The 26,392-nt window shown below is 72.9% G+C and carries 24 protein-coding genes; 11 read left to right on the forward strand and 13 right to left on the reverse strand.

Annotated features, from left to right (window positions below):
* Positions 1-41 precede the first annotated feature (41 nt).
* Positions 42-1,367: an MFS transporter gene (locus tag OGL89_RS08650; protein ID WP_263119545.1), complete on the forward strand. Its 1,326-nt coding sequence runs from the start codon at positions 42-44 to the stop codon at positions 1,365-1,367.
* 5 nt (positions 1,368-1,372) lie between these two features.
* Here the strand turns inward: OGL89_RS08650 and OGL89_RS08655 are convergent, their stop codons facing one another.
* Both OGL89_RS08655 and OGL89_RS08660 read right to left on the reverse strand, forming a co-directional pair.
* Positions 1,373-2,659 (reverse strand): adenylosuccinate synthase, encoded by a 1,287-nt coding sequence (locus OGL89_RS08655; protein ID WP_263119548.1) that lies wholly within the window; start codon positions 2,657-2,659, stop codon positions 1,373-1,375.
* Positions 2,660-2,789: 130 nt separating this feature from the next.
* Positions 2,790-3,212, reverse strand: coding sequence for a DUF3151 domain-containing protein (locus tag OGL89_RS08660; protein WP_263119551.1), 423 nt, complete (start codon positions 3,210-3,212; stop codon positions 2,790-2,792).
* Between the two features lie 117 nt (positions 3,213-3,329).
* On the opposite strand from OGL89_RS08660, the gene OGL89_RS08665 reads away from it, so the two are divergent.
* Positions 3,330-3,695 (forward strand): STAS domain-containing protein, encoded by a 366-nt coding sequence (locus tag OGL89_RS08665; RefSeq protein ID WP_263119553.1) that lies wholly within the window; start codon positions 3,330-3,332, stop codon positions 3,693-3,695.
* Positions 3,696-3,698: 3 nt separating this feature from the next.
* Here OGL89_RS08665 and OGL89_RS08670 read toward each other — a convergent pair whose 3' ends face one another.
* On the reverse strand, positions 3,699-5,828 hold the full coding sequence (locus tag OGL89_RS08670; RefSeq protein WP_263119555.1) for a SpoIIE family protein phosphatase: 2,130 nt from the start codon (positions 5,826-5,828) through the stop codon (positions 3,699-3,701).
* A 206-nt stretch (positions 5,829-6,034) separates the two neighbouring features.
* On the opposite strand from OGL89_RS08670, the gene OGL89_RS08675 reads away from it, so the two are divergent.
* A complete protein-coding gene (locus OGL89_RS08675; protein WP_263119601.1) occupies positions 6,035-6,334 on the forward strand; it encodes an STAS domain-containing protein in 300 nt (99 codons plus the stop codon).
* A 96-nt stretch (positions 6,335-6,430) separates the two neighbouring features.
* Here OGL89_RS08675 and fbaA read toward each other — a convergent pair whose 3' ends face one another.
* The 3 genes from fbaA to OGL89_RS08690 all read right to left on the reverse strand — a co-directional run bounded on the left by fbaA (position 6,431) and on the right by OGL89_RS08690 (position 10,644).
* Entirely contained in the window at positions 6,431-7,453 is a 1,023-nt protein-coding gene (gene fbaA, locus OGL89_RS08680) for a class II fructose-bisphosphate aldolase (protein ID WP_263119557.1), read from the reverse strand.
* A gap of 119 nt (positions 7,454-7,572) precedes the next feature.
* Positions 7,573-8,370, reverse strand: coding sequence for an IclR family transcriptional regulator (locus OGL89_RS08685; protein WP_263119558.1), 798 nt, complete (start codon positions 8,368-8,370; stop codon positions 7,573-7,575).
* Between the two features lie 24 nt (positions 8,371-8,394).
* Positions 8,395-10,644, reverse strand: a complete 2,250-nt coding sequence (locus OGL89_RS08690; protein WP_263119560.1) for an FAD-dependent oxidoreductase — start codon at positions 10,642-10,644, stop codon at positions 8,395-8,397.
* 119 nt (positions 10,645-10,763) lie between these two features.
* Here OGL89_RS08690 and OGL89_RS08695 point away from each other — a divergent pair, with 119 nt between their 5' ends.
* Positions 10,764-12,098 carry an MFS transporter gene (locus OGL89_RS08695; protein ID WP_263119562.1) on the forward strand — a complete coding sequence of 445 codons (1,335 nt, stop codon included), beginning with the start codon at positions 10,764-10,766 and terminating at the stop codon, positions 12,096-12,098.
* Between the two features lie 2 nt (positions 12,099-12,100).
* On the opposite strand, the gene OGL89_RS08700 is transcribed toward OGL89_RS08695, so the two are convergent.
* Positions 12,101-12,709 carry an RNA methyltransferase gene (locus OGL89_RS08700; protein ID WP_263119564.1) on the reverse strand — a complete coding sequence of 203 codons (609 nt, stop codon included), beginning with the start codon at positions 12,707-12,709 and terminating at the stop codon, positions 12,101-12,103.
* A gap of 83 nt (positions 12,710-12,792) precedes the next feature.
* Between OGL89_RS08700 and OGL89_RS08705 the strand changes: the two genes are divergently transcribed.
* The 3 genes from OGL89_RS08705 to OGL89_RS08715 are packed head-to-tail and all read left to right on the forward strand — an operon-like array spanning position 12,793 to position 15,044.
* A complete protein-coding gene (locus OGL89_RS08705) occupies positions 12,793-13,491 on the forward strand; it encodes a VTT domain-containing protein (protein WP_263119565.1) in 699 nt (232 codons plus the stop codon).
* Positions 13,488-14,285: an HAD-IIA family hydrolase gene (locus OGL89_RS08710; RefSeq protein ID WP_263119568.1), complete on the forward strand. Its 798-nt coding sequence runs from the start codon at positions 13,488-13,490 to the stop codon at positions 14,283-14,285. Before OGL89_RS08705 ends, OGL89_RS08710 begins: the two co-directional genes overlap by 4 nt.
* A gap of 18 nt (positions 14,286-14,303) precedes the next feature.
* Entirely contained in the window at positions 14,304-15,044 is a 741-nt protein-coding gene (locus tag OGL89_RS08715; protein WP_263119570.1) for a YwiC-like family protein, read from the forward strand.
* Position 15,045: 1 nt separating this feature from the next.
* On the opposite strand, the gene OGL89_RS08720 is transcribed toward OGL89_RS08715, so the two are convergent.
* Genes OGL89_RS08720 through OGL89_RS08730 form a run of 3 tightly spaced genes read right to left on the reverse strand, consistent with a single transcriptional unit; the run spans position 15,046 to position 17,128 of the window.
* A complete protein-coding gene (locus tag OGL89_RS08720; RefSeq protein WP_263119572.1) occupies positions 15,046-15,768 on the reverse strand; it encodes a hypothetical protein in 723 nt (240 codons plus the stop codon).
* Positions 15,765-16,328 (reverse strand): orotate phosphoribosyltransferase, encoded by a 564-nt coding sequence (pyrE, locus tag OGL89_RS08725; protein WP_263119602.1) that lies wholly within the window; start codon positions 16,326-16,328, stop codon positions 15,765-15,767. Before pyrE ends, OGL89_RS08720 begins: the two co-directional genes overlap by 4 nt.
* Positions 16,329-16,357: 29 nt before the next feature.
* Positions 16,358-17,128 carry an SDR family NAD(P)-dependent oxidoreductase gene (locus OGL89_RS08730; protein ID WP_263119574.1) on the reverse strand — a complete coding sequence of 257 codons (771 nt, stop codon included), beginning with the start codon at positions 17,126-17,128 and terminating at the stop codon, positions 16,358-16,360.
* A 60-nt stretch (positions 17,129-17,188) separates the two neighbouring features.
* On the opposite strand from OGL89_RS08730, the gene OGL89_RS08735 reads away from it, so the two are divergent.
* Together OGL89_RS08735 and OGL89_RS08740 are read left to right on the forward strand one after the other, a co-directional pair.
* Positions 17,189-17,986, forward strand: coding sequence for an exodeoxyribonuclease III (locus tag OGL89_RS08735; RefSeq protein WP_263119576.1), 798 nt, complete (start codon positions 17,189-17,191; stop codon positions 17,984-17,986).
* Between the two features lie 50 nt (positions 17,987-18,036).
* A complete protein-coding gene (locus tag OGL89_RS08740; RefSeq protein WP_263119579.1) occupies positions 18,037-18,648 on the forward strand; it encodes a DUF4190 domain-containing protein in 612 nt (203 codons plus the stop codon).
* Position 18,649: 1 nt separating this feature from the next.
* Here OGL89_RS08740 and OGL89_RS08745 read toward each other — a convergent pair whose 3' ends face one another.
* A complete protein-coding gene (locus tag OGL89_RS08745; RefSeq protein ID WP_263119581.1) occupies positions 18,650-19,249 on the reverse strand; it encodes a TetR/AcrR family transcriptional regulator in 600 nt (199 codons plus the stop codon).
* Between the two features lie 153 nt (positions 19,250-19,402).
* Here OGL89_RS08745 and OGL89_RS08750 point away from each other — a divergent pair, with 153 nt between their 5' ends.
* Both OGL89_RS08750 and OGL89_RS08755 read left to right on the forward strand, forming a co-directional pair.
* Entirely contained in the window at positions 19,403-21,646 is a 2,244-nt protein-coding gene (locus tag OGL89_RS08750) for a glycoside hydrolase family 3 C-terminal domain-containing protein (protein WP_263119582.1), read from the forward strand.
* A gap of 250 nt (positions 21,647-21,896) precedes the next feature.
* On the forward strand, positions 21,897-22,985 hold the full coding sequence (locus OGL89_RS08755; protein WP_263119584.1) for an FAD-dependent oxidoreductase: 1,089 nt from the start codon (positions 21,897-21,899) through the stop codon (positions 22,983-22,985).
* Here the strand turns inward: OGL89_RS08755 and OGL89_RS08760 are convergent.
* The gene (locus tag OGL89_RS08760; RefSeq protein ID WP_263119586.1) at positions 22,976-23,686 is read right to left on the reverse strand and encodes a DedA family protein; all 711 of its coding nucleotides are present in this window, start codon (positions 23,684-23,686) and stop codon (positions 22,976-22,978) included. The genes OGL89_RS08755 and OGL89_RS08760 overlap by 10 nt on opposite strands.
* A gap of 34 nt (positions 23,687-23,720) precedes the next feature.
* Positions 23,721-26,327 carry an ATP-dependent chaperone ClpB gene (gene clpB / locus OGL89_RS08765; RefSeq protein ID WP_263119587.1) on the reverse strand — a complete coding sequence of 869 codons (2,607 nt, stop codon included), beginning with the start codon at positions 26,325-26,327 and terminating at the stop codon, positions 23,721-23,723.
* Positions 26,328-26,392 lie beyond the last annotated feature (65 nt).

A 26,392-nucleotide genomic window follows, 5' to 3' on the forward strand; every position in this document is an offset into this window, starting at 1 on the left:
ACTTCTTTGCAGATCTTCCTCTCTCAGCCTAGCGAGGTCCGATGTCCGTCACCGCCACCGTGTCCCCCGCGGACACCGACCCCAGGGACACGGACACGGCCGACCCGCGACCGGCCCCGCTCGGCCGCCGGTTCCACGCGCTGCTCGGCAGCACCGCCGCCGCGAACCTCGCCGACGGTGTGATCCAGGCCGCCGCGCCGCTCTACGCGTTGACCCTGACCCGCGACCCCGGCCAGATCGCCCTGCTCACCGCCGCCGCCTGGCTGCCCTGGCTGCTGCTCGGCTCGCACGCCGGGGTCCTGGTCGACCGCACCGACCGCCGCCGGGTCCAGGCGCTCGCCCTCGGCGCACGCGTCGCCCTGCTGTCCGCCGCCGCCGTCCTCGCGATCACCGGCGCGATGTCGATGACCGCGCTGATCGTCCTGCTCCTGCTCTACGGGGTCACCGACGTGCTGGTCGACCTGGCCGAGTCCGCCCTGGTGCCCGACCTGGTGCCGCGCGCCCGGCTGGCGGCCGCGAACGGCCGGATCATCGGTGCGCAGCAGGTCGCCGGGGCATTCCTGGGCGCTCCGCTGGCCGGGCTGCTGCTCGCCCTGGGCGCGGGGTGGGTCTTCGGCACCCCCGCGCTGATCGCCGCGGTCGCCGTCCTGGTCCTGCTGCTCGGCGTCCGGGGCCGCTACCGCGCCGCCGCACCGGCACCCTCCGACGAGGGCGGCGACCGCCCGGCCGCCGAGCCGCGACCCCGTGGCTGGAGCCGGCTCGTCACCCCCGACCTGCGCGAGGGCTTCGCCGCACTGTTCGGCCACCCGGTGCTGCGCCCGCTGCTGGTCAGCGGGTCGGTCACCAACATGTGCTTCACCGCCTACACGACCATGCTCGTGCTCTGGGTGGTCGGCCCCGGCTCCCGGGTCGGGCTGGACGCCGGGTTCTACCCGCTGCTGACCACCGGTCTGGCGCTCGGCGCCCTCGCCGGCTCGGTGCTGGTCGAGCCCCTGGTCCGCCGACTGGGCGAGATCCGGGTGCTGCTCGGCGGCTGGGTCCTGATGCCGCTCCTGCTCCTGGTGCCGGTGGCCGTCCCGCACCCGGTCGCCATCGGCGCGGCCCTCGCCCTGATCGGGATGGCGAGCACCGGGTCGAACGTGCTGAGCCAGTCCCTGCGCCAGCGATTGATCCCCGGTCGGCTGCTCGGCCGGGTCGGCGGTGCCTCCCGGGCGATCGGCTACGGCCTGATGCCGCTCGGTGCCCTGCTCGGTGGCGTGGTCGCCGGGCACGCGGGCGTCGGCACCGCCCTGCTCGCCGCGACGCTGCTCGCCCTGCTCGTCCTCGCCTACCCGCTCGCGACCGTCCGCCAGCGGATGGTCGACTGACGGACTCAGCCCAGCAGGTCGTACCGGCTGACCGTCGCCTCCCGGCCGGGACCGACCCCGATCGCGGAGATCCGGCACCCGGACAGCTCCTCGAGGCGCTCCAGGTAGCGGCGCGCGTTCAGCGGCAGGTCGTCGAACTCGCGGGCGCCGGTGATGTCCTCGGTCCAGCCGTCCAGGTACTCGTAGACCGGCTTCGCGTGGTGGAAGTCGCTCTGGTCGTCCGGCATCTCGTCCACCCGGCGGCCGTCGACGTCGTAGGCCACCGCCACCGGGATCCGGTCCCGGCCGGTCAGGACGTCGAGCTTGGTCAGCACGATGTCGGTCAGGCCGTTGATCCGGGAGGAGTACCGGGCGACCACGGAGTCGTACCAGCCGGTGCGGCGCGGACGACCGGTCGTGGTGCCGAACTCGCCGCCGGTCCGGCGCAGCCACTCGCCGTCCTCGTCGAACAGCTCCGTGGGGTACGGGCCCTCACCCACCCGGGTGGTGTACGCCTTCGCGACGCCGACGATCCGGTCTAACCGGGTCGGACCGACGCCGGAGCCGGTGCAGGCACCGCCCGCGGTCGCCGACGAGGACGTCACGAACGGGTAGGTGCCGTGGTCGATGTCCAGCATGGTCGCCTGCCCGGCCTCGAACACCAGGGTCTTGCCCTCGTCCAGCGCCCGGTTCAGCACCAGGGGGGTGTCCGCGACGTACGGGCGCAGCCGGTCGGCGTAGCGCAGCAGGTCCTCGACCGCCTCGTCCACGGTGATCGCCCGGCGGTTGTAGACCTTCAGCAGCAGGTGGTTCTTCTGGTCGAGGGAACCCTCGACCTTCTGCCGCAGGATCTTCTCGTCGAACAGGTCCTGGATCCGGATGCCGACCCGGTTGATCTTGTCGGCGTAGGCCGGGCCGATCCCGCGACCGGTGGTGCCGATCCGGCGCTTGCCGAGGAACCGCTCGGTGACCTTGTCGATGGTGCGGTGGTACGGGGCGATCACGTGCGCCGCGGAGGACACCAGCAGCCGCTCGGCGCTGACGCCCCGGGCCTCCAGCGCGTCGATCTCCTCGAACAGCACCTCGATGTCGACCACGACGCCGTTGCCGATCACCGGCACCACACCGGGCGACAGGATCCCGCTGGGCAGCAGGTGCAGGGCGTACTTCTCGCCGCCGACCACCACGGTGTGCCCGGCGTTGTTGCCGCCGTTGAACTTCACCACGTAGTCGATCCGCGACCCGAGCTGGTCGGTGGCCTTGCCCTTGCCCTCGTCGCCCCACTGGGTCCCGAGCACCACGACTGCCGGCATGTCCTCACCACTCCCGCCCGCTCCAGCGTCGGGCCCCGCTCACGCGGACAGCCCGGGCGCAGGGCAGCAGGCAGCCGCGCACCATCGTCAGAGCGTACCGGGCGGCACCCCCGCTGGTCAGCGCCGAGGCTCAGCGCAGCGCGGCGACCTCGGCCGCGGAGGTCCCGGAGTCCACCAGGAACTGGGCGCACCGGGCCGCCTCCTCGTCCTCCTCGATCGCCTCCGCGGCCTCGGCGAGGGCCAGCAGCGCCCGCAGGAAGCCCTGGTTCGGGGCGTGGTCGGCGGGGATCGGCCCCTGCCCGCGCCAGCCCGCCCGACGCAGCGCGTCGAGCCCCCGGTGGTAACCGGTCCGGGCGTAGGCGTAGGCCGCGACCGGGTCGCCCTCGTCCGCGAGCGCCCGCTCGGCCAGCAGCGCCCAGGCCAGCGACGACGCCGGGACCTGACGCGCGGCCTCGCGCGGGTCGCCCCCGGAACCGAGCACGACGCGCGCGTCGCCGTCCGCGCCCTCCGGGAGCAGGGTGGGCTCGGGCTGGAGCAGATTGTGACCGGTCATCGCGCCAGTCTGTCACCCGCATGCCCGACCGGCGTGCGCAGGGCACGACTGCTGATTACCCTCGATCGCGCGCGTGTCGCGGACCCCTCCCCCTGCCCCGCCCGCGCCGGAGGATCGATGATCGAGATCGCCACCTCGGCCACCACCACCACGATCGCCATCTCCGGCGATCTGGACCTGGCCGAGCGGGACCAGTTCCCCGAGATCACCGCGCGCGTGGTCGGCCTGCGCCGGCAGCTCCTGGTGATCGACATGTGCGGAGTCACCTTCATGGACTCCACCGGCGCCGCGTTCCTGATCTCGCTCGCCGACTCCTCCCGCAAGCGCGGCGGCGCGACGGTGCTGCGCGGCGCGGACCCCCGCGACCTGTTCGTGCTGGAGATCTGCGGCGCCCTGGAGCTGTTCCGGCTGGACAACGACCACGAGTGTCCGCCGCGCGACACCGAGCGGGCCGCAGCCACGGAGGCCGGCAGCACCGCCTGAGACTCACCTGCGGGACAGCGCCTCGACGTCGGGTCGCACCCGCGCCCACACCACCTTGCCGGCGCGGGACGGGCGCCACCCCCAGTCGGCCAGTCGTTCGACGATCCGCATCCCGAACCCGCCGATCCGGCCGGGATGACCCTCGGTGGCCACCGGGGGCACCGGATTCGAGTCCTCGACCTCGATCCGCAGGCCGTCGCCGGTGTCGTGCAGCCGCAGCGTCACGCGGCCCCAGCCGTGCAGCACCGCGTTCGCCACCAGCTCGGAGACCACCAGTTCGGCATTCGCCGGGTCGCCCAGCTCCCAGGCCGCGCAGGTGCGGACCACCGCGTGCCGCGCCCGGGCGATCGAGGCCGGCTCACCGGGCAGCTGCCACCGCCGGCTGCGCACGTTGCCCGCGACCCCGACCCCGTCGGCCAGGTCCGGGATCCGCACCACCACGACCGCGACGTCGTCCTCCGGCCCGTCGGCCAGCCGGGCCAGCAACTCCTCACCGATGCCCGCCGCGTCCACCGCCGTCGCCCCGGCCGCCACCTGCTGCAGGGCGGACAGCCCGTCCCGCAACGGTCGCGCCCGGCGCTCGATCAGGCCGTCGGTGTAGAAGATCAGCACGTCACCCGGCTCCAGGTCGATCTCCGCGGTCTTCCGCGGGCCGTTCCCGAACCCGACCAGCGGGCCACCGGCACCGTCCAAGGTGGTCACCGCGCCGGACCGCACCAGCAGTGCCGGCAGGTGACCCGCCCGCGAGTACGCCAACCGCCAGGACGGACACCCGGACCCCTCGTCCCGCCGACGGGTCAGCGTGGTCAGCACCAGACCGGCCGAACGCGGGATCCGCATCCCGGCGACGAGGGTGTCCACCCGCTCCAGGACCAACCCCGGCTCGGTGACCTCGAAGGCGTAGGCCCGCACCACGGAACGCAGCTGGCCCATCGCCGCCGCGGCCTCCACGTCGTGCCCGACCACGTCGCCGATCACGATCCCGACCACATCGGGGTCGATCTGCGCCACGTCGTACCAGTCCCCGCCGACCTGGGCGTAGACCACGTTCGGCGCGTAGTAGGACCACACGTCCAGCCCGTCGACCTCGGCCTGCTCGGGCAGCATCGCGCGTTGCAGGGTCTCGGCCACCCGGTGCTCACGGGCGTAGAGCCGCACGTTCTCCACCGCGAGCCCGACCCGGCGCGCGGTCAGCGTCAGCACCGTGCGGGTCTCCGGATCCGCCGCGCCCTCGACCGGCCGGAGCACCACGACCATCACGCCCAGCACCCGGTGCCGACCGGGCACCGGCAGCACCAGCACCTGCTCCGACCCCTCCGCCGCGGTGCCCGCCATCCGCAGGCGCAGGTCGGCGGCGAGCCACCCGGAGGCGGTGCCCGGTGCGGCGTCCGCGAGGTCCAGCACCACCGGTTCGAGCGGCTCGTCCAGCAGCCGCTGCACCGGGTCGCAGCCGGCGTTGGAGAACCGGCGCGGGTGCCCGCTCGTCGGTCCCGGCGCCACCGGGCGCCGGCCCGCGGGCAGCTCCGGGGCGACGCCGTCCGCGTGCGCGAGCCCGCCGTCGTCCAGGTAGAACGCCGCCCACCGGACCACGCTGGCCCCCAGCAGGTCGGCGATGTCCCGCAGACCGCCCGGGTCCTCCAGGTCCATGATCAGGTCGGAGACCCGGGCCACCAGACCGAGCGCCGCGCTCTCCCGGCGTGCGCCCTCGACCTCGGCGGAGAGCACCGCGTCCCGCTCGACCTCGGCCGACACGTCGACCATCACCACGATCCAGTGCGTGATCGCGTCCTCGTCGTCCCGCACCGGAGTGAGCACGCTGCGGGCCCAGAGCGTGCCGCCGTCCGCCCGCGGCAGCCGCATCAGCACACTGGACGGCCGGCCCTCGGCGAGCGCGCCGCGCACCGCGGACAGCGCCGCGTCACCCGTGGTCCGGCGCAACCGGTCGACCGGGTCCACCAGGTCGTCCAGACCCAGACCGGTCATCTCGGTGAAGGCGGCGTTCACGAAGACGACGGGTCGTCCCGGCGCCGTCGCGGAGACCACCAGCACCGGCAGCCCGGTCAGATGGGAGGCGCCGTCGAGCAGGGCGTCCAGACGTCCGGAGGCGTCGGCGCGCTCAGCGGAGTTGACCACCACCACCTCCGATCGTCTAGCGTTCCCGGCAGGCGATGCCAAGGGCAGAATGACGGGTCAGTCATCCGGTCCGAGAACCGGACGAGAGGAGCACCGTGCGCGACGGTAACAGCACCCCGCCGAGCGGGCCCAGCACGGGCCACCGCGCGGATCAGCCCGACCCCGCCACCGCCGGCACCCCGCACGACGCCGGCGAGCCCGGTTCGGTGCATGTGATCCGGGCGGAGGACCGCACCCGGATCGTGCTGTCCGGCGAGGTGGACGCGGATCTCGGCGCCGATCTGGCCCAGGCCGGGGACGACGCCGAGGCGGCCGGGCTGCCGATCGACATCGACGCCCACCACGTCACGTTCATGGACTCCTCGGGCGTCGCGTTCCTCGCCCGTCTGGCCCAGCGCACCGAGCACCGGATCCGGCTGATCAACGTCCCGCCGACCGTGCAGTTCCTGCTGGAGATCACCCGGATCGGCGAACTGCTCGACGTGGTCGAGGACCCGCAGGCCTGACCCGCGGCGCACGCCTCCCGGAGCACGCACGACGAGGCCCCGCGCACCCTGAGGTGCGCGGGGCCTCGTGCTGTCGGGCGTCGGCCCGGCGGTGGATCAGCGCATGCGCTGACCGGCCGAGCGCAGCTGCTGGCTGGCCTCGACGATGCGAGCAGCCATGCCGGCCTCGGCCAGCTTGCCCCAGGCGCGCGGGTCGTAGGCCTTCTTGTTGCCCACCTCGCCGTCGATCTTGAGCACGCCGTCGTACTGGCTGAACATGTGACCCACGACCGGACGCGTGAACGCGTACTGGGTGTCGGTGTCGATGTTCATCTTGATGACGCCGTTGTCGACCGCCTCGGAGATCTCCTCCGCGGTGGAGCCGGAGCCGCCGTGGAACACCAGGTCGAAGGGCGACTCCTTGCCGAGCTCCGCGCCGACGGCCTTCTGGATGTCGGCCAGGATCGACGGACGCAGCTTGACCGCGCCCGGCTTGTACACGCCGTGCACGTTGCCGAAGGTCAGGGCGGTCAGGTAGCGGCCCTTCTCGCCCGAGCCCAGCGCACGGACCGTGGCCAGGCCGTCCTCGGCGGTGGTGTAGAGCTTCTCGTTGATCTCGGCCTCGTGGCCGTCCTCCTCGCCACCGACCACGCCGACCTCGATCTCGAGGATGGTGCGGGCGGCCTGCGAGAGCTCGAGCAGCTCGGCGGCGATCACGAGGTTCTCGTCCAGCGGGATGTCCGAACCGTCGAACATGTGCGACTGGAAGGTCGGGTTCTCACCGCGCTTGACCTGCTCGGCCTCCAGGGCCAGCAGCGGGCGGACCCAGGAGTCCAGGTTCTTCTTCACGCAGTGGTCGGTGTGCAGGGCGACGGTGATCCCGTAGCCCTTCGCGACCTCCTGGGCGTAGGCGGCCAGCGCCAGGGTGCCGGAGACGCGGTCCTTGACGGTGGAGCCGGAGGCGTACTCCGCGCCACCGACGGACACCTGGAGGATGCCGTCGGACTCGGCCTCGGCGAAGCCCTGCAGCGCCGCGGTGACAGTCTGGGAAGAGGTGACGTTCACGGCCGGGTAGGCGAACTTGCCCGCCTTGGCCCGGTCGATCATCTCGGCGTACACCTCGGGGGTTGCGATGGGCATCGCGGCAGCTCCTGTCGGAAGGGTTCGCTATCGGTCAAAGTCTGGCACGTTCTCGGCAGTGGGTGGACGGGACCCTGTGCCCATGAGACGCCGGACCGGCGAATCCACAGGTCGTGACCTCATCGTCCGGTCTGCGCCGCCGACGTCCGCACCGCGCCCAGCAGCCCGAGTCCCACGCTGATCCGGTCCCCGACCTCGATCAGGTCCTCCGCGATCCCGGCCAGGTCCCGGTCGCGCAGCACGGTCAGGCCCCCGGAGATGCTCAGCGCCGCCACCACCGACCCGCCGGCGTTCCGGATCGGCACCGCCACGCAGAACCGGCCCAGGGCGAGCTCCTGGTCCTCGTAGCACCAGCCCCGGGCGGCCGACGTGCACAGGTCGGCGGTGAGGGCGTCGTGGTCGGTGAGAGTGCGCTCGGTGTACTGCTCCAGGTCCCCCAGCAGCTCGACCCGTTCCGCCTGGCTGAGGTCGAGCAGCAGCACCTTGCCGAGCGCCGAGGCGTGCAGCGGCTGGGCCATCCCGACCATGGTGTGCGACTTGCGGGTCAGCGCCCCCTCGAAGTGGCACAGGTAGACCGCGTGGTCCCGGTCGCGCACGGCGACGTTGGCGGTCAGGCCGGTGCGGTGGGCGAGCTCCTGGGCCGCCGCGCGCGACTCGCGGTGCACCGGGTTGTGGTTCAGGCCCTGGCTGGCGAGCAGCAGCACGGCGGTGCCGATCCGGTACTCCTGGGTCGACGGGTCACGGCGGACGTAGTCCAGACGTTCCAGGGTGGTGAGCAGCCGGCTGGTCGTCGAGGGCCCGAGCCCCACCGCACGGCCGATGTCCGAGGCGCGCAGCGCACCGGTCTCCGCGGACCCGAGGGCCTGCAGCACCAGTGCTGCCCGCTCGATGCTCTGGTTCGGCGGCGTGTTCGGCATGGCCGACAGTGTGGCAGGTGGCACTCAGTGCACCTTGACCGCGCACACGGTCACCGCGGGCGACCCGTTGGTCGCCGTGACGACCAGCCGCAGACCGGTGGTCCGGGTCTCGGCGACCGGGTGCACCCGGTGCCGGTGCCGGTTGCCGGTGACCTCGGTCAGCACGGTCCACTCCCCGTCGGCCAGGGCCTCGATCCGGTAGTCGCGCAGCAGGTCGGGGGCGACCTCCCAGTGGGTGCGGTGGTGGTGCAGGTTGATCAGGTCGGCGTCGACGTCGTCGTTCAGCACCAGGTCGACCTCGGTGACGGCGACCGGCTCCGGCCAGCGCAGCTCCAGGGCGACCGGGCCGTCCGCCAGGGCCCCGGGCCGCGACGACCACAGGTGCGGCCCGCCGAACGGTCGCTGGTACCCGTCGGCGACCCGCTCCGCGCGCCACGCCCCGGAGGGCTCGTCGACCGAGAACGCGAACGACCGGCCGCGCAGCGAGCGCACCTCCCAGTCGGTGACCGGCTGGTCCTGCTCGTCCGGGATGTGGTCGTCGAAGGCCTGGTCGCCGGCGTGCTTGGCCCGCATGATCTGCACGCCGTACGGGTGACCGGTGGTCAGCGGCAGGCGCACGCCGGGTGCGGCACGCAGCACCAGGACGACGTTCCCGTCGTCGTGGTGGTCCAGGCTCAGCACGGTCTCCCCCGATCCGGCCGGCACGGGGGCGGTCAGCGAGCGCAGGTGCCGGACCGGCACGTAGTTCTGCGGCCGGCCGGTGGACCACAGCTCCGCGTGCAGCGTGGTGGCCTCGTCGGACTCGGTGCGCAGCCGCAGGGTACCGATCGCGGGGTCGACCGGCAGCACGACCGCCGCGTCCCGGTCCAGGTCGAAGCTGCCCTCCACCGGGTACGGCAGGGTGCTGAGCGCGGTGAGCTCGCTGGTGGCGGTGAGACTCGCGCCCGGTGCGAGGTCGGTGGGGTCGTCGGCCCGGACCCCGATCAACGGCGCGTCGGTCCGGATCAGGGTCTGCTGCAGCAGCCGGGTGTGCTCGGGGACGGTGCCGAGGTCGCGCGGGGTGAGGCCCCGGGTGGTGATCAGGTGCGCCGCCGTGCCCGCTGCCTGGCCCTGGGTGCAGCAGGTGGCCATCACCCGGGTGGAGCCGAAGGCCACGTGCGAGGCGGAGATGTCCCGCCCGGCGAACAGCAGGTTGGTCACGTTCCGGGAGTAGAGGCTCCGGAACGGGATGTCGTAGGTGCCGTCGGTGTACCGCTGCTGGGCGCCGGCCTTCTCCGCGTACACGCCCTCCACCGGGTGCAGATCGATCGACCAGCCGCCGAAGGCCACCGCGTCCGGGAACCGGCGCTGCTCCAGCAGGTCCTGCTGGGTGAGGGTGTGATCGCCGACGAACCGCCGGTACTCCCGCTTGCCGGGGATCGCCCCGACCCAGTCCAGCGTGAGGGTGTCGGCCTCGAAGCTGCCGGAGTTCTTGATGTGGTCCCAGATGCCGTAGACCACGCTCCACAGCTCGTCGCGGATCCGCTCGTTGTCCGCGACGGTGTCCAGTTCGCCGCCCCACTCGATCCACCAGTAGTTGCACCCGTTGTCCCCGGTGCGGATCGCGCGGTTGGCCAGGATCGGGGTGCCGGCGATGTCCCGGGCGATGCTCGGCGGGACGAACTTCTCCGGCTTCCCGGTGTCGTGGGTGGAGAAGAAGATCGAGGAGCCGAGCAGCTCGTCGTCGGGGAGCTCGGGCGCCCAGGGCTCGTCGTACTGCGCGCGCCCCTCCCGGCCGATCCGGTGCTCGGCCCCGGCCATCGCGCCGATCAGGCCGTCCCCGGTGCAGTCCAGGAACACCGGCGCGGTGAAGGTGGTCTCGATCTCGGAGCCCATGGTCCAGCCGGTGACCGAGGCGATCCGGGACGGGTCGTCGTCGGCCAGCGCGAGGGTGCGCACGTCGGTGTTCAGGTGCAGGGAGACGTTGGGCTCGGCCCGCACCAGGTCCAGCACCACCTGATCCCAGTAGATGGCGTTGCCCTGCGGGTTCCGGAACTGGTTCTCCAGGAAGAGCTCGCCCATGATCCCGGTCTCGCGGGCGAACCGCTGGGTGCCGTGTGCGGTGGCCCCGACCACCCACACCCGGATCTCGCTGGACGAGTTCCCGCCCAGCACCGGCCGGTTGGTGATCAGGGCGACCCGGGACCCCAGACGGGCGGCGGAGACGGCGGCGGCGGTGCCGGCCAGCCCGCCTCCGATGACGACGACATCGAACGCGACGGTGCGTGACTGCATGACCCGAGGCTATACCCATCCAGCGGGTGTGTATTCCCACTCAGTGGCAACTAATCCCCGAACAGTGCTACGTTGCGGCACCGCAGGGGCGACGTTCTCCACGACGAGGTGAGGATCCGATGACCGAGGACCTGAGGAAGGCGAGCCGCGACAGCGGCGAGGCCGTGATGAGCGACGGCGACCGCCAGCGCAGGATGCGCAAGGTGATCCTGACCGCGGGCGCCGGGCACTTCGTCGAGTGGTTCGACTTCGGCCTCTACGGCACGCTCGCCACCGTCATCTCGATGCACTTCTTCCGCGAGGGCAACGCCCAGGCGGCCATGCTGTCCACCTTCGCGATCTTCGGCGCCGGCTTCGTCATGCGACCGCTCGGCGGCCTGTTCTGGGGCTCGATGGGCGACCGGATCGGCCGCAAGACCACCCTCGCGTCGGTCATCCTGCTGACCAGCGGGGCGACCTTCGTGATGGGCCTGCTGCCGACCTACCAGTCGGTGGGGCTGCTGGCGCCGGCGCTGCTGGTGGTCGTGCGCCTGGTGCAGGGATTCGCGGCGGGCGGCGAGAGCTCCGGGGCGACCGCGCTGCTCGCGGAGTACGCCCCGAGCAACCGCCGCGGGTTCGTCACCAGCTTCATCGACGTGTTCGGCTTCGCGGCATTCATCGTCGGCGGCGGGCTGGTGTTCCTGGTGACCGCGCTGGCCGGCGAGGACGTGCTGAACGGCTGGGCCTGGCGCGTGCTGTTCATGCTCGCGCTGCCGCTCGGCCTGATCGGGCTGTACCTGCGGTCCCGGCTGGAGGACACCCCGGAGTTCCAGGCCGCGAAGGCCTCCGGCGACACGGTGAAGAACCCGCTGCGGCAGTCGATCACCAAGGGCTGGAGGTCGCTGCTGTTCTGCGTCGGGTTCGTGGTGATCAAGGCGGTCGGGCACTGGATCCTGCAGACCTTCATGCCGAGCTACCTCAAGCAGGACCTCGGCTACAGCGCCACCGTCGCCTACGGCGCCACCGTGATCGGCTTCATCGTGATCGCCGCGCTGGTGCCGGTGTTCGGCCTGCTGTCGGACCGGATCGGCCGCCGACCGGTGATGATCTTCGGCTGCACCGGGTTCCTGCTGTTCAGCTACCCGACGCTGATGCTGATGGGCTCCGGGCACTTCTGGGCGGCCACGCTCGCGATGGCCCTGCTCGGCCTGTTCATGGCCGCGTACGACGGCGCGATGAACGCCGCGATGGCCGAGCTGTTCCCGACCAACATCCGCTACGGCGGCATGTCCATCGCGTACAACGTCTCGGTGGCGATCTTCGGCGGCATCACCCCCGCCTTCGCCGCCTTCCTGATCAGCCGGACCGGCGACAACCTGGCCCCGGCGTTCTACGTGATGGCCGCCGCGGCGGTCACCCTGGTCGTCGTGCTCCGCGCCCGGGAGACCGCACGGGAGCCGCTGAGCCACGCCTGAGGTCAGGCGTGCCGCAGCATCCAGGCGTGCATCGCGATCGCCGCGGCCGCGCCCGCGTTCATCGACCGGGTGGACCCGTACTGCGTGATGTGCAGCACCGCCTCGGCCGCCTCCTGGGCGGCCGGGGTGAGCCCGGTCGACTCCTGCCCGAACAGCAGCACGCACTCCCGGGGCAGCGGGTAGCCCTCCAGCGGCACCGACCCCGGCACGTTGTCGATCCCGATCACCGGCAGCCCGGCCTCCGCCGCCCACGCCACCAGGTCCGAGGCCTCCGGGTGGTGCCGGACGTGCAGGTAGCGGTCGGTGACCATCGCCCCGCGCCGGTTCCAGCGCCGCCGGCCGACCACGTGCACCCCGGCCACGTTGAACGCGTTGGCGGTCCGCACCACCGACCCGATGTTGAGGTCGTGCGCCCAGTTCTCGATCGCGACATGGAACGGGTGCCGCCGGGTGTCCAGGTCCGCGACGATCGCCTCCACCGTCCAGTACCGGTACCGGTCGGCGACATTGCGGCGGTCGCCCTCGGCGAGCAGCTGCGGGTCGTAGCGCGGGTCGTCGGGCAGCGGCCCGGTCCAGGGCCCGACGCCCACCTCACGGTCATCGTTGGTCACACCGGACATCGTCCCCGATCCGCACAGTGCCCTCACACCGGGTCCCGGGGGCCGCGCGGCCCGGCGGCCGTACGCTGGTGGTCATGTCCCTGACGACCACGCTGGCCGCCCTCCCCATGATCGGACCCCGGCCGGCGCTGGGCCCGGACTGGCTGAACGCCGATCACCTGATCCAGTCCTTCGGGACCTACGCGCTGATCGGGATCGTCATCGTGGTCTTCATCGAGACCGGCCTGCTGTTCCCGCTGCTGCCCGGCGACTCCCTGCTGTTCACCGCCGGCGCGCTGGTCGCCCAGCAGCAGCTGGACTTCCCGCTCTGGCTGCTCTGCCTGCTGATCTTCACCGCGGCGTTCGCCGGCGACCAGCTGGCCTACCTGATCGGAGCCAAGGGCGGCCGCAAGCTGTTCTCCCGCCCGGACTCGCGGATCTTCAAGCAGAAGTACATCGACGAGACCTACAAGTACTTCGACAAGTACGGCGGCCGGACCATCATCATCGCCCGCTTCGTGCCGATCGTGCGGACCTACGCCCCGGTCGCGGCCGGGGTCGGCAGGATGAGCTACCGGCACTTCGTGTCCTTCAACGTGCTCGGCGCCCTGTTCTGGGGGGTCGGGGTCACACTGCTCGGCTACGCGCTCGGCAACATCCAGTTCGTCAAGGACAACATCGAGGCGCTGATCGTGCTGATCGTGCTGGTCTCGGTGATCCCGATGGGCATCGAGATCCTCCGGGCCCGCCGCGACGCGAAGCGGGAGCGGAGCACACCGGGGAGCGCGGCATGACCGCACGGCCGATCTCCTCCTGGCTGTCCGACATGGACGGCGTGCTGGTGCACGAGGGCGTGGCCCTGCCCGGCGCACCGGAGTTCGTCCGCAGCCTGCGCGAGGCCGAACTGCCCTTCCTGGTGCTGACCAACAACTCGATCTTCACCCCGCGCGACCTGCGCGCCCGGCTGGCCGGGTCCGGGATCGACATCGACGAGTCGTCGCTGTGGACCTCGGCGCTGGCCACCGCGCAGTTCCTCACCGACCAGATGCCGAACGGCTCCGCCTACGTGATCGGCGAGGCCGGGCTGACCACCGCGCTCTACGAGGCCGGGTACACCCTCACCTCCGCCGACCCGGACTTCGTGGTGCTGGGCGAGACCAGGACCTACTCCTTCGAGGCGATCACCCGGGCGATCCGGCTGATCCAGGGCGGCGCGCGATTCATCGCGACCAACCCGGACGTGACCGGCCCCAGCCAGGAGGGCGACCTGCCCGCCACCGGCGCGGTCGCCGCGATGATCACCGCCGCCACCGGCCGCCAGCCGTACTTCGTCGGGAAGCCGAACCCGATGATGATCCGGTCCGCGCTGAACCGGATCGACGCGCACTCGGAGACCACCGCCATGATCGGCGACCGGATGGACACCGACGTGGTGGCCGGGATCGAGGCCGGGCTGCGCACCTTCCTGGTGCTGACCGGCTCGACCCGCCCGGACGACGTCGCGCGCTACCCGTTCCGGCCCACCCAGGTCGTCGACTCGATCGCCGACCTGGTCGAGCGGGTGCCGGACTGGGCCGCCGAGCGCTGAGGGGCCGGGGACGTGCGGGTGCCGAAGGGCTGGATCCCGGACCAGCACGGCGCGTGGGCCATGCTGCTCGCCCCGGTCCTGGTCGGCTCGCTGATCGGTGACACCTCCTGGTGGCACCTGCTGCTGGCCGTCGCCTGGCTGTCGTCGTACGGCACCTACTTCGCCGCGACCCGCTGGCTGCGGTCGGGACGGCGGGCGCGGTACCGCCCACCGCTGCTCGGGCACGCCGCGCTCCTGGTGGTGCTCGGCGGCGGGCTGCTGATCGCCCGGCCCGGCCTGCTCCGGTGGGCGCCGGTCTACGCGGTGCTGCTGGCGGTGTCCCTGGTCTGCTCGCACCGCCGGGCCGACCGGTCCTGGCTGAACGACGTGGTCACCGTGCTGTCCGCGTCGCTGATGACCGTGGTCGCCGCGGGGCTGGACGGTCCTGCTCCCGGTGACTCCTGGATCGCGGCGGGGCTGCTCGCGGCGTACTTCCTCGGCACCGTGCCCTATGTGAAGACGATGATCCGGGACCGGGGGAAGCCCCGCACCTACCGGATCTCCCTCGGGTACCACGCGGCGCTGCTGATCGGGGCGTCGGAGGCCGCCTGGTGGCCGGGCAGCCCGGGGCGGACCTGGCTGCTGGTGGCGATCGCGGTCGCACTGCTGCTGCGGGCCGCGCTGCTGCCGCGGCGGGACCGGGTGCGTCCGGCGGTGGTCGGCGCGGGGGAGGTCGTCGCGACGGTCGCGGTCGTCGCCGGCACGCTGCTGGTGCTCTGAGTCAGCCGGTCCGGCCGAGCAGGTCCGCCACCGCCCACAGCGTCGCCACCCGGGGCAGGATCCGCTCGACGTCGGTCTCCCCGACCGCCCAGGACAGCGCACTGCCGCCCTGGAACCGCAGCACCTGCAGCTGGGCGTCCTCCCGCAGCAGCCGGTTGCGCAGCTGCTCGTCCAGCACCAGGACCCCCGGCTCCACCGCCCCGACGTGCCACACCGCGTCGAACCGCGGGTCGCCGGTGGGCGACTCGGGCATCAGCTCGAGGGTCGGGGCCAGGATCCGCGGGGTCAGCTGCACCACCGGGCCGTCACCGGGCAGCTCCAGCACGATCACGTGCCGCTGGTGCTGCGGGGTGGTCGTCGTGCCGGGGCGCCGCCGGCCGTTCCAGGTCCAGGTGAACGAGCTGACCGGGAACCCCCGGTAGGACCGGCCCAGCTCCTCGCTCGCCCGGCCGGTCGGCTCGGTGAACGGCGGCGACCCGCGCCACGGGCCGTCGGGGGCGACGGTCGCGGTCCACCCGTTGCGCCCGGCCCAGTCCGCGACCGCCTCGCGCCGCTGCCGGGACCGGGTCCGCAGCACCGAGAACCCCACCAGGGCGATCATCGGCACCAGGACGAGCAACGCCCAGCCCCGCTCCGGGCCGTCCAGCACGGCGGCGCCGACCCCGCCGACCACGGCGAGCGCCAGCAGGGCCAGTGGGAAGGGGTCGAGCCTGCGCGGCGTCACGCCAGCCCGAGGTCGGACAGGCTGAACAGATAGTGGTAGGGCACGCCGTAGGCCTCGATCTTCTGCTGCGCCCCGGTGTCCCGGTCCACGATCACCGCGACGCCGCGCACGTCGGCACCGGCCTCCCGGGCGGCCTCCAGCGCGGTGATAGGCGACCCGCCGGTGGTCGAGGTGTCCTCCAGGATCACCACCGGGCGACCGGCGATGTCCGGGCCCTCGATCCGGCGCTGCATCCCGTGCGCCTTGGCCTCCTTGCGGACCACGAAGGCGTCCAGGTCCTGGCCACGGGAAGCCGCGGCGTGCAGCAGCGCGGTCGCGACCGGGTCGGCGCCCAGGGTCAGGCCGCCGACCGCCTCGATGTCCGCGGTGCCGAGCCCGACCTCCTCCAGGTGGTCCAGCAGCACGTGGCCGACCAGCGGGGCGGCCCGGTGGTGCAGGGTGATCCGGCGCAGGTCGACGTAGTAGTCGGCCTCCTTGCCCGAGGACAGGGTGACCCTGCCGCGCACGACGGCCAGCTCGGTGATCAGGTCGCGCAGCTGCTCGCGCGGGGTGGGGGACATCGCGGTGTTCACGTCCCCCAGGGTACGGCTCAGTCGCCGAAGCCCAGCGTCCGCCGGGGCTGGTTCAGCGCGCGCACCGCGGAACGGGGCAGCACCCGCAGCAGGGCCGAGCCGGCCCGGTAGCGCAGGCTCGGGGTGGAGATCACCGCGCCGCGGCGCACGTCGGCCAGCGCGGTGGCGACCACGCGCTCCGCGCTCAACCAGGCGATCTCCGGGACGCGCTGGTCGATGCCGGCCCGCTCGTGGAACTCGGTGTGGGTCAGACCGGGGCACAGCACGGTCGCGGTGACCCCGGTGCCGTGCAGCTCGGAGGCCAGGCCCTCGGTGAAGGTCCGGACCCATGCCTTGTGCGCGGAGTAGGTGCCGGTGGCGGTGAGCGCGGCCACCGACGCGACGTTGAGGATCGCGCCCCGGCCCCGGCGCACCATCGGTTCGGCCGCGGCGCGGGACAGCACCAGCACCGCCCGGACCATCAGGTCGAGCGCCGCCAGCTCCCGCGCCAGGTCACCGGTGACGAACCGCTGATGCAGCCCCAGCCCGGCGTTGTTCACCAGCAGGCCGACCGGTCGCTCGGTGCTCCGCAGCCGCTCGGCGACCCGTTCCAGGTCGCCGGAGTCCGTGAGGTCGGCGGGCAGCACCTCGACGTGGATCCCCGCGGCGGCCCGCAGCTGGGCCGCCAACCGCTCCAGCCGGTCGGCGTCCCGGGCGACCAGGACGACGTCGTGACGGGCGGTGGCCAGCTGCCAGGCGAACTCCAGGCCCAGCCCGGCGGAGGCTCCGGTGACGAGTGCGGTTCCCATGGGCGTCACCCTACGCAGGACTCCCCCGCACTGTCGGGACGAACCGGTAGCGTGCCCGTCATGCGCCTCGCCACCTGGAACGTGAACTCGATCCGTGCCCGCGTCGACCGGGTGATCGCCTTCCTGGAGCGGTCCGGCACCGACGTGCTCGCCATGCAGGAGACCAAGTGCAAGGACGAGCAGTTCCCGCGCGAGGCCTTCGAGGCCGCCGGGTACGAGATCGTCACCAGCGGGTTCAGCCAGTGGAACGGGGTGGCGATCGCCTCCCGGGTCGGGATCACCGACGTCGAGCACGCCTTCGCCGGGCAGCCCGGCTGGGGCGAGGACCCGGTCACCGAGGCCCGGGCGCTCGGCGCCTCGTGCGGCGGGGTGCGGGTGTGGAGCCTCTACATCCCCAACGGCCGGGAGATCGACGACCCGCACTTCGCCTACAAGCTGGCCTGGCTGGAGGCGCTGCGCACCGAGTCGACCCGCTGGCTCGCCGAGGACCCGGCCCTGCCGGTGGCGATGGTCGGCGACTGGAACGTGGCCCCGCTGGACACCGACGTCTGGGACATCGACGTCTTCGCCGGGCGGACCCACGTCACCCCGGCGGAACGGGACGCGTTCGCCGCCTTCGCCGCCGCGGGGTACACCGAGGTCTCCCGCGAGCACCTGCCCGCCGAGCACACGTACACCTACTGGGACTACCAGCAGCTCCGGTTCCCCAAGAACCAGGGCATGCGGATCGACTTCACCTGGGCCTCCCCCACCCTGGCCGCCCGGGTGTCCGAGGTGACCATCGACCGGAACGAGCGCAAGGGCAAGGGCGCCTCCGACCACGTGCCGGTGGTACTCGAGATCGCCGACGCCGCCTGACCGGGTGAACCCGCCGGTGCCGACACCGCCGCTGGGCTAGGTTGCCCGGTATGAGCAGCGACGACCAGGGTGCCGAGCGCCGCTCGCCCTACGGTCCTGCGGGCGGGTGGACGCCTGCCGCCGGAGAGCCGCAGGGCGCCGCGGAGTCGCAGGGCGCCGCGGCGCAGCTCCCCGGCTACCAGCCGCCGCCGGGCACGTTCCTGCCCGGGCCGCAGGACCCGACCCGATCCACCGAGGCCTGGGCGACCGGGAACGCTCCGTCGTGGCAGCCGGCACCGGTCCAGCATCCCGGGTACCCGCCGCCGGTGCCGGTGCCCTACGGCGCGCCCTTCCCGCCCTACGTCGGCCAGTCGTACACGACGCCCGGCGGGTACCCCCAGATCTGGGCGCCGCCCCCGCCCTACGACGGCCTGGCGATCGCCTCGATCTCCACCAGCGGCGCGGCGGTCGTGCTCGCCTTCCTGACCCCGTTCTTCCTGCTGGCCGCACCGGTCGGTCTCGCGCTCGGCATCTGGTCGCTGGTCCGGGTCCGGCGGACCGGCGCGCAGGGCAAGGCCCTGGCGATCACCGGCCTGGTGCTGGGCGGGCTCGGCACCCTCGGGATCCTGGCGCTGGTCGCGCTCCTCGGGCTGGTGCTCTGGGCGTTCGGCACCGGATTCTGAGCTACAGCGCGACGGTGAGGTTCGCCTGCACCTGGGCGCGGACCGGGGCGAGCATGTCGATGCGACCGTCGGACAGCAGCCACTGGACCTGCATGCCGTCCATCACCGCGATCAGCTGGCGCGCGGCGGTCTGCGGATCGACGCCCTCGCGCAGCTGGCCGTCCTCGGCGGCCTCCCGGTAGGACACCGCGATCGCCTCGACGCTCTGCTCGTACCGGTCGACGAAGTAGTCGTGCGCGGGGTGGTCGGCGGCGGTCGCCTCCGCGGAGACCACCGCGAACAGCTCGACGATCCCGCGACGGCCGGCGTTCAGCCGCACCAGGTCGACGGTCCGCCGCAGCGTCTCGACCCCGCGGGTGCCCGCACCGGCCATCTGCCGCCGGGCGGCGACGTCGCGCTGCTCCAGCACGGCCAGCAGCAGAGCCTCCTTGGTCGGGAAGTGGTGCAGCAGTCCCGGGTGCGAGATGCCGCACCGGGCGGCGATGTCGCGCAGACTGGCGCCGCGGTACCCGGACTCGCCGAAGATCGCCACCGCCTGCGCCAGGATCTCCGCCTTCTTGGCCCGCCCCTTGGCGTATCCCGGCAATGCCTCGGTGCTCATTCGCTCGCCCTCTCCGTCGATGGTCGGCGCCGACAGGCGATTGTGACACCGACCAGTCCCGCCGAGCGGGCTGGGCACAATGCCGACCGAACGGTAGGTTAGTAGCAACCGCCCGGCGACCGACCCCCGGGCCATCGCACGCGGAGGTGCCCCATGACCGACGTCTTCGACGTCGAGCGCGTTCTGGCCGAGCTCACCCTGGAGGAGAAGGCGGCCCTGACCTCCGGCTCCGACTTCTGGCACACCGACTCGGCCGACCGGCTGGGCGTGCCCCGGGTGATGGTCACCGACGGCCCGCACGGTCTGCGCAAGCAGGCCACCGAGGCCGACCACCTGGGCCTCAACGACTCGGTGCCGGCCACCTGCTTCCCGCCGGCCGCCGCGCTGGGCTCGTCCTGGGACGCCGACCTGCTGCACCGGGTGGGCGCCGCCCTCGGCCGGGAGACCCGGGCCAACGACGTCGCGGTCCTGCTCGGCCCGGGCATCAACATGAAGCGCTCGCCGTTGTGCGGCCGGAACTTCGAGTACCTGGCCGAGGACCCGGCGCTGGCCGGCCGGCTGGGCGTCGCCCTGGTGTCCGGCGTGCAGAGCCAGGGCGTGGGCACCTCGCTCAAGCACTACGCCGCCAACAACCAGGAGGCCGACCGGATGCGGGTCTCCGCGGAGGTCGACGAGCGGACCCTGCGCGAGATCTACCTGCCCGCCTTCGAGCGGGTGGTGAAGGAGGCGCAGCCGTGGACGGTGATGTGCTCCTACAACAAGATCAACGGCACCTACGCCTCGCAGAACCACTGGCTGCTGACCGAGGTGCTCCGGGACGAGTGGGGCTTCGAGGGCCTGGTCGTCTCCGACTGGGGCGCCGTCTTCGACCGGGTCGCCGCACTGGCCGCGGGTCTGGACCTGGAGATGCCCGCCTCCGACGGGCGCACCGACGCCGAGCTCGTCGCCGCGGTGCGGGACGGCTCGCTGGACGAGGCCGTGCTGGACGTGGCGGTCCGCCGGGTGCTGGGCATGATCGCGCGCGCCCTGCCGGCCCTGGCCGAGCCGGGCACCCTCGACCACCCCGCGCACCACGAGCTGGCCCGGGAGGCCGCCGCCGCCGGGTCCGTGCTGCTGAAGAACGACGGCCTGCTCCCGCTGACCGGCGACGACGCGACCCGCGCCGTGGTGATCGGCGAGTTCGCCCGGACTCCGCGCTACCAGGGCGCCGGCTCCTCGCAGGTGAACCCGACCCGTCTGGACGACGCGCTGACCGCGCTGCGGACCGCCACCGGGACCGAGCTGCCGTTCGCCGCCGGGTTCTCGGTGGCCGGGGTCCCCGGCTCGCAGGACGCGGACGACGACGCGCTGCTGGCCGAGGCGGTCGCCGCCGCGCAGGACGCCGGGACCGTTCTGCTGTTCCTGGGCCTGCCGGCGCCGGACGAGTCTGAGGGCTACGACCGCACCCATCTCGGGCTGCCCGCCAACCAGCTCGCCGTGCTGCGCGCGGTGGCCGCGGTCAACCCGCGGGTGGCCGTGGTACTGGCCAACGGCTCGGCGGTCACCGTCGAGTGGCAGGACGACGCCGTCGCGGTGCTGGAGTGCTGGCTGGGCGGCCAGGCCGGTGGCTCCGCGGCCGCCGACCTGCTGCTGGGCGTCCGCAACCCGTCGGGTCGCCTGGCCGAGACCATCCCGCACCGGATCGAGGACACCCCCGCGTTCGGCAACTTCCCGGGCGAGGGCGGGCAGGTCCGCTACGGCGAGGGCATCCTGATCGGCTACCGCTGGTACGACACCCGTGCGATCGACGTGGCGTACCCGTTCGGGCACGGCCTGTCCTACACCAGCTTCGGCTACGACGGCCTGACCGCCGAGGTCTCCGGCACCGGCGCGGACAGTGCGGTGCGGGTCGCCGTCACGGTCACCAACACCGGCGACCGGGCCGGTGCCGAGGTGGTGCAGGTCTACGTCGGCGACCCGGAGGCCGCGGTGCTGCGACCGGTGCGCGAGCTCAAGGGCTTCGCGAAGGTCGAGCTGGCACCGGGCGAGTCCCGCCTGATCGAGATCGAGCTGGACGCCCGGGACCTGTCCTACTGGCACCCGGTGCTGCGGCGCTGGGTGGTCGGCGGCGGCCGGACCGTGATCGAGGTCGGCGCGTCCTCCCGGGACATCCGGGCCACCGCCGAGGTCACCGTCTCCGGCGAGCCGATCGTGACCCCGCTGGACACCGAGTCGACCTTCAACGAGTGGCTGCACCACCCGACCGGCGGCGCGGTGCTCACCGGTCTGCTGCCCGAGGGCATGCTCGAGTCGGAGATGATCGCGATGCTGGCGGACGCACCGCTGCGCTCGCTGATCGGCTTCGGCATGGTGGACCCCGGCGAGGACGGCCTCGAGGGCATGCTCGCCCGGGTCTGACCCCGCACCCCACGACGGGCCCGCCACGGATCCTTCCGCGGCGGGCCCGTCGCCTTCGCTGCCGACGTCGGCACCTCCGCCGCGAGGTCGGCCACCGGGGCACCGACCTCGCGGCCGACGTGCCGGACCCGCGGGTTGTGGGAGGCATCACGTCAGGGCTGGGGCGGTGGTCCCGGTGCCGGTCGGAGGCCGGATGAGAGGCTGACGGCGTCGGGCGCGGACGGTGCCCACGGACGAGGGGCGCGGAGAGATGACGCAGGTCGTGGTGGTCGGCGGCGGCTACGGAGGCGCACGGGTGGCCTCGCTGCTCGACGACGTGGCCGAGGTGACCCTGATCGAGCCGAAGGACGCCTTCGTGCACGCCTCGGCGGCTCTGCGCGGCGCGGTCGACCCGGCCTGGGAGGAGCGGGTCTTCGTCCCCTACGACCGGCTGCTGACCCGGGGCACCGTGGTGCACCAGCGGGTCGAGCGCGCACTGCCGGACCGGGTGCAGCTGGGCGACGGCACCACGATCGACGCCGACTACCTGGTGCTCGCCACCGGCACCGCCTACCCGTTCCCGGCCAAGTTCCTGGAGTCCGAGACCGTGGTCGCCCGGGCCCGCCTGGCCCGGATGCGCGAGGGCCTGGCCGCCGCCGAGCGGGTGCTCGTCGTGGGCGCCGGGCCGGTCGGCCTGGAGCTGGTCGGCGAGCTCCGCGAGCACTTCCCGGCACTGCGGATCACCGTGGTCGACCAGGCCGAGGACGCGCTGAGCACCGGCGAGTACGCCCCCGAGCTGCGAACCGCCGTGCACGAGCAGCTGGACGGCGTGGACTTCGTGTTCGGCTCCCGGCTCGGCTACCTGCCGCCGGTCGACGTCGGCGTGTACGAGCCCTTCGCGGTGGAGACCGAGTCCGGGGCCCGGATCGAGGCACAGATGTGGTTCCGCTGCTACGGCAACCAGGCCGCCAGCGACTACCTGGCCGGGGCGCTGGCCGCCGAGCGCACCGGTCTGGGCCAGGTCCGGGTGGAGCCGACGCTGCAGGTCCGCGGCCTGCCGACCGTGTTCGCGGTCGGTGACATCACCGACGTCCCGGAGTCCAAGCGCGCGTCGGCGGCCCGCACGCACGCCGACGTGGTCGCCGCGAACCTGCGCGCGCTGATCGCCGGACAGCGGCCCACCGCCACCCACCACCCCGAGCCGGAACGGATCGTCCTGCCGCTGGGCACCCGGGGCGGGGCCTCCCAGATCGTCGACGCCGACGGCGAGCGCCGGATCCTCGGCGCCGAGGAGACCAGCCGGATCAAGGGCCAGGACCTGTTCAGCTCCGACATCGCGGAGCTGTTCGGTCAGTTCTGAGCGCGCTGGTTGCGGAGTCGCCCGACGACGAACTTCGCCAGCAGGACCACGATCACCGCGTACACGGCGTAGTTGATGTAGTCCGAGTAGTGCCCGACGTCCTCCCACTGGGCGCCCAGCACGTACCCGGCGGTGACCAGCGCGCTGTTCCAGACCGCCGACCCGAGGGTGGTGTAGAGCAGGAACTTCGGCTGGGACATCTTCTCCAGCCCGGCCGGGATCGACACCAGCGAGCGCACCACGGGCACGCAGCGGCCGATCAGCACGGCCGCGCCGCCGTGCCGGGTGAACCAGCCCTCGGCCCGGTCCAGGTCCCCGACCTCCATCAGCGGCATCCGGTCCAGCCAGCGCCGCAGCCGGTCCCGGCCGAACCAGGCACCCAGCCCGTACAGGACCCACGCGCCGAGCACCGCGCCCAGCGTGGCTCCGACGATCGCCCAGCCGAGGGACATCTGGCCCTGCGAGGCCACGTATCCCGCGACCGGCAGCACCACCTCGGACGGGATCGGCGGGAACAGGTTCTCCAGCGCCACCAGCAGGCCGACGCCGAGCGGGCCGAGCGCCTCGACGACGCTCACCACCCAGCCGGCCAGGCCGGTCAGCTCGGGGCCGCCCGTCGCGGCGGCGGACAGGGGTGCGGTCGTGAACGCAGCGGTGATGGGCGCAGCGGGGCCACCGGCCAGGGCGAGGGTCGGATTCATCCCCGTGATCCTCACACGGCCGGTGGCCGGGCGCTCAGTCGTTCACCGGCTCCACACGGGTCAGGTCCAGGCCGGACACGTCGCCGGCCGGCCGGTCCACCCGCACCGTGTCGCCGTCGTGCACCTGCCCCGCGAGCAGCAGCCGGGCCAGCCGGTCGCCGATCTCCCGCTGCACCAGCCGGCGCAGCGGCCGGGCCCCGTACGCGGGGTCGAAGCCCTCGATGGCCAGCCACTCCCGGGCGGCGGGGGTGACGTCCAGGTGCAGACGGCGGTCGCGCAACCGGGCCGCCAGCGCGGCCACCTGCAGGTCGGTGATCTCGGTCAGCTCGGCCAGGGACAGCGGCTGGAACATCACCACGTCGTCCAACCGGTTGAGGAACTCCGGCTTGAAGTGCTCGCGGACCGCGCCCATCACGGCGTCCTGCTTGGCGGACGGGTCGAGCATCGGGTCGGCGAGGAACTGCGAGCCGAGGTTGGACGTGAGGATCAGGATCACGTTCCGGAAGTCGACCGTCCGGCCCTGGCCGTCGGTCAGGCGCCCGTCGTCCAGCACCTGGAGCAGGATGTCGAACACCTCGGGGTGCGCTTTCTCCACCTCGTCCAGCAGCAGCACGGAGTAGGGCCGGCGACGGACCGCCTCGGTCAGCTGGCCGCCCTCCTCGTAGCCGACGTAGCCGGGCGGGGCACCGATCAGCCGGGCGACCGCGTGCCGCTCGGCGTACTCGGACATGTCGATCCGGACCATGGCCCGCTCGTCGTCGAAGAGGAAGTCCGCCAGCGCCTTGGCCAGCTCCGTCTTGCCGACACCGGTGGGGCCGAGGAACAGGAACGAGCCGGTGGGCCGGTCCGGGTCGGAGATGCCCGCCCGGGCCCGGCGCACCGCGTCCGACACGGCGGCGACCGCCTGCTGCTGCCCGATCAGGCGCTCGCCGAGCACCTCCTCCATCCGGAGCAGCTTCGCGGTCTCGCCCTCCAGCAGTCGCCCGGCCGGGATGCCGGTCCAGGCGGCGACCACCTCGGCGATCTGGTCCGGGCCGACCCGGTCCGCGATCATCGGCTCCTGGGCGAGTGCGACCTCCTCCGCGGACTCCGCGGCCGCGATCTGCTTCTCGACCTCCGGGATCTCGCCGTAGTTGATCCGGCTCGCGGTCGCCAGGTCGCCCTCCCGGACCGCCCGGTCGGCCGCCGTGCGCAGCTCGTCCAGCTTCGCCTTCAGGTCGCCGACCAGGTTGTGCCCGGCCTTCTCCTGCTCCCAGCGGGCGGTCAGACCCGCCAGTTCCTCCCGGCGGTCGGCGAGGTCGGCGCGCAGCTTCTCCAGCCGTTCGGCACTGGCCGGGTCGTCCGCCTCGGCCAGCGCCAGCTCCTCCATCTCCAGCCGGGTGACCGCACGCTGCAGCTCGTCCACCTCGACCGGGGAGGAGTCCAGCTCCATCCGCAGCCGGGACGCGGCCTCGTCGACCAGGTCGATCGCCTTGTCCGGCAGCTGCCGACCGGCGATGTACCGGTCGGACAGACCGGCGGCGGCGACCAGCGCGGCGTCCGAGATCGTGACCTTGTGGTGCGCCTCGTAACGCTCCTTCAGCCCGCGCAGGATCGCCACGGTGTCCTCGACGCTGGGCTCGCCGACGTACACCTGCTGGAACCGGCGCTCCAGGGCGGGGTCTTTCTCGATCCGCTCCCGGTACTCGTCCAGGGTGGTGGCACCGACCAGCCGGAGCTCGCCGCGGGCCAGCATCGGCTTGAGCATGTTGCCCGCGTCCATCGCACCCTCACCGCCCGCGCCGGCACCGACTACGGTGTGCAGCTCGTCGATGAAGGTGATCACCTCGCCGTCGGAGGAGGTGATCTCGGACAGCACGGCCTTCAGGCGCTCCTCGAACTCCCCGCGGTACTTCGCCCCGGCGACCATCGCGGCCAGGTCGAGCGAGATCAGGCGCTTGCCGCGCAACGACTCGGGGACGTCTCCGGCCACGATCCGCTGGGCCAGGCCCTCCACGACGGCGGTCTTGCCCACCCCGGGTTCACCGATCAGCACCGGGTTGTTCTTGGTGCGCCGGGACAGCACCTGGATGACGCGGCGAATCTCCGAGTCGCGGCCGATCACCGGGTCCAGTCGACCGTCGGCGGCCCGTTGGGTGAGGTCGAGGCCGTACTGCTCCAGGGCCTTGTAGATGCCCTCCGGATTCGGGCTGCTGACCTTGCCGGTGCCCCGGACGGACGGCAGGGCGGCGAGCAGGGCCTCCCGGGAGGCCCCCTGGGCACGCAGCGCGTCGGCGACACCGGTCTGCCCGGCCGCGAGCGCGATCAGCAGGTGCTCGGTGGAGACGTAGTCGTCACCCAGGGTGCGAGCCTCGTCCGAGGCGGTGGTCAGCACCGTGGCGAGCTGCCGGGAGGCGGCGGGCGCCGCGGCCGTGGAGCCCGATGCGCTCGGCAGCCCGACCAGCACGGCGCGCACCGAGCGGCCCAGCGACTGACGGTCGACGCCGACCGCGTCCAGCAGCCCGTTCGCGACTCCGCCGTCCTGCTGGAGCAGGGCGTTCAGCAGGTGGGCCGGCTCGATCTGGGGATTGCCCGCGGCGGTCGCCTGCTGCACGGCGTCGCCGAGGGCGTCCTGCGACTTGGTGGTGAACTTCGCGTCCAACGCTGTCCCTCCGGGTGTGTGTCGATGACTGCTACCAGGTCCAACCGAGGCGAAGTTGAGTGTAT

Source organism: Cellulomonas sp. RIT-PI-Y, assembly GCF_025642745.1.
GTDB lineage: Bacteria > Actinomycetota > Actinomycetes > Actinomycetales > Cellulomonadaceae > Cellulomonas.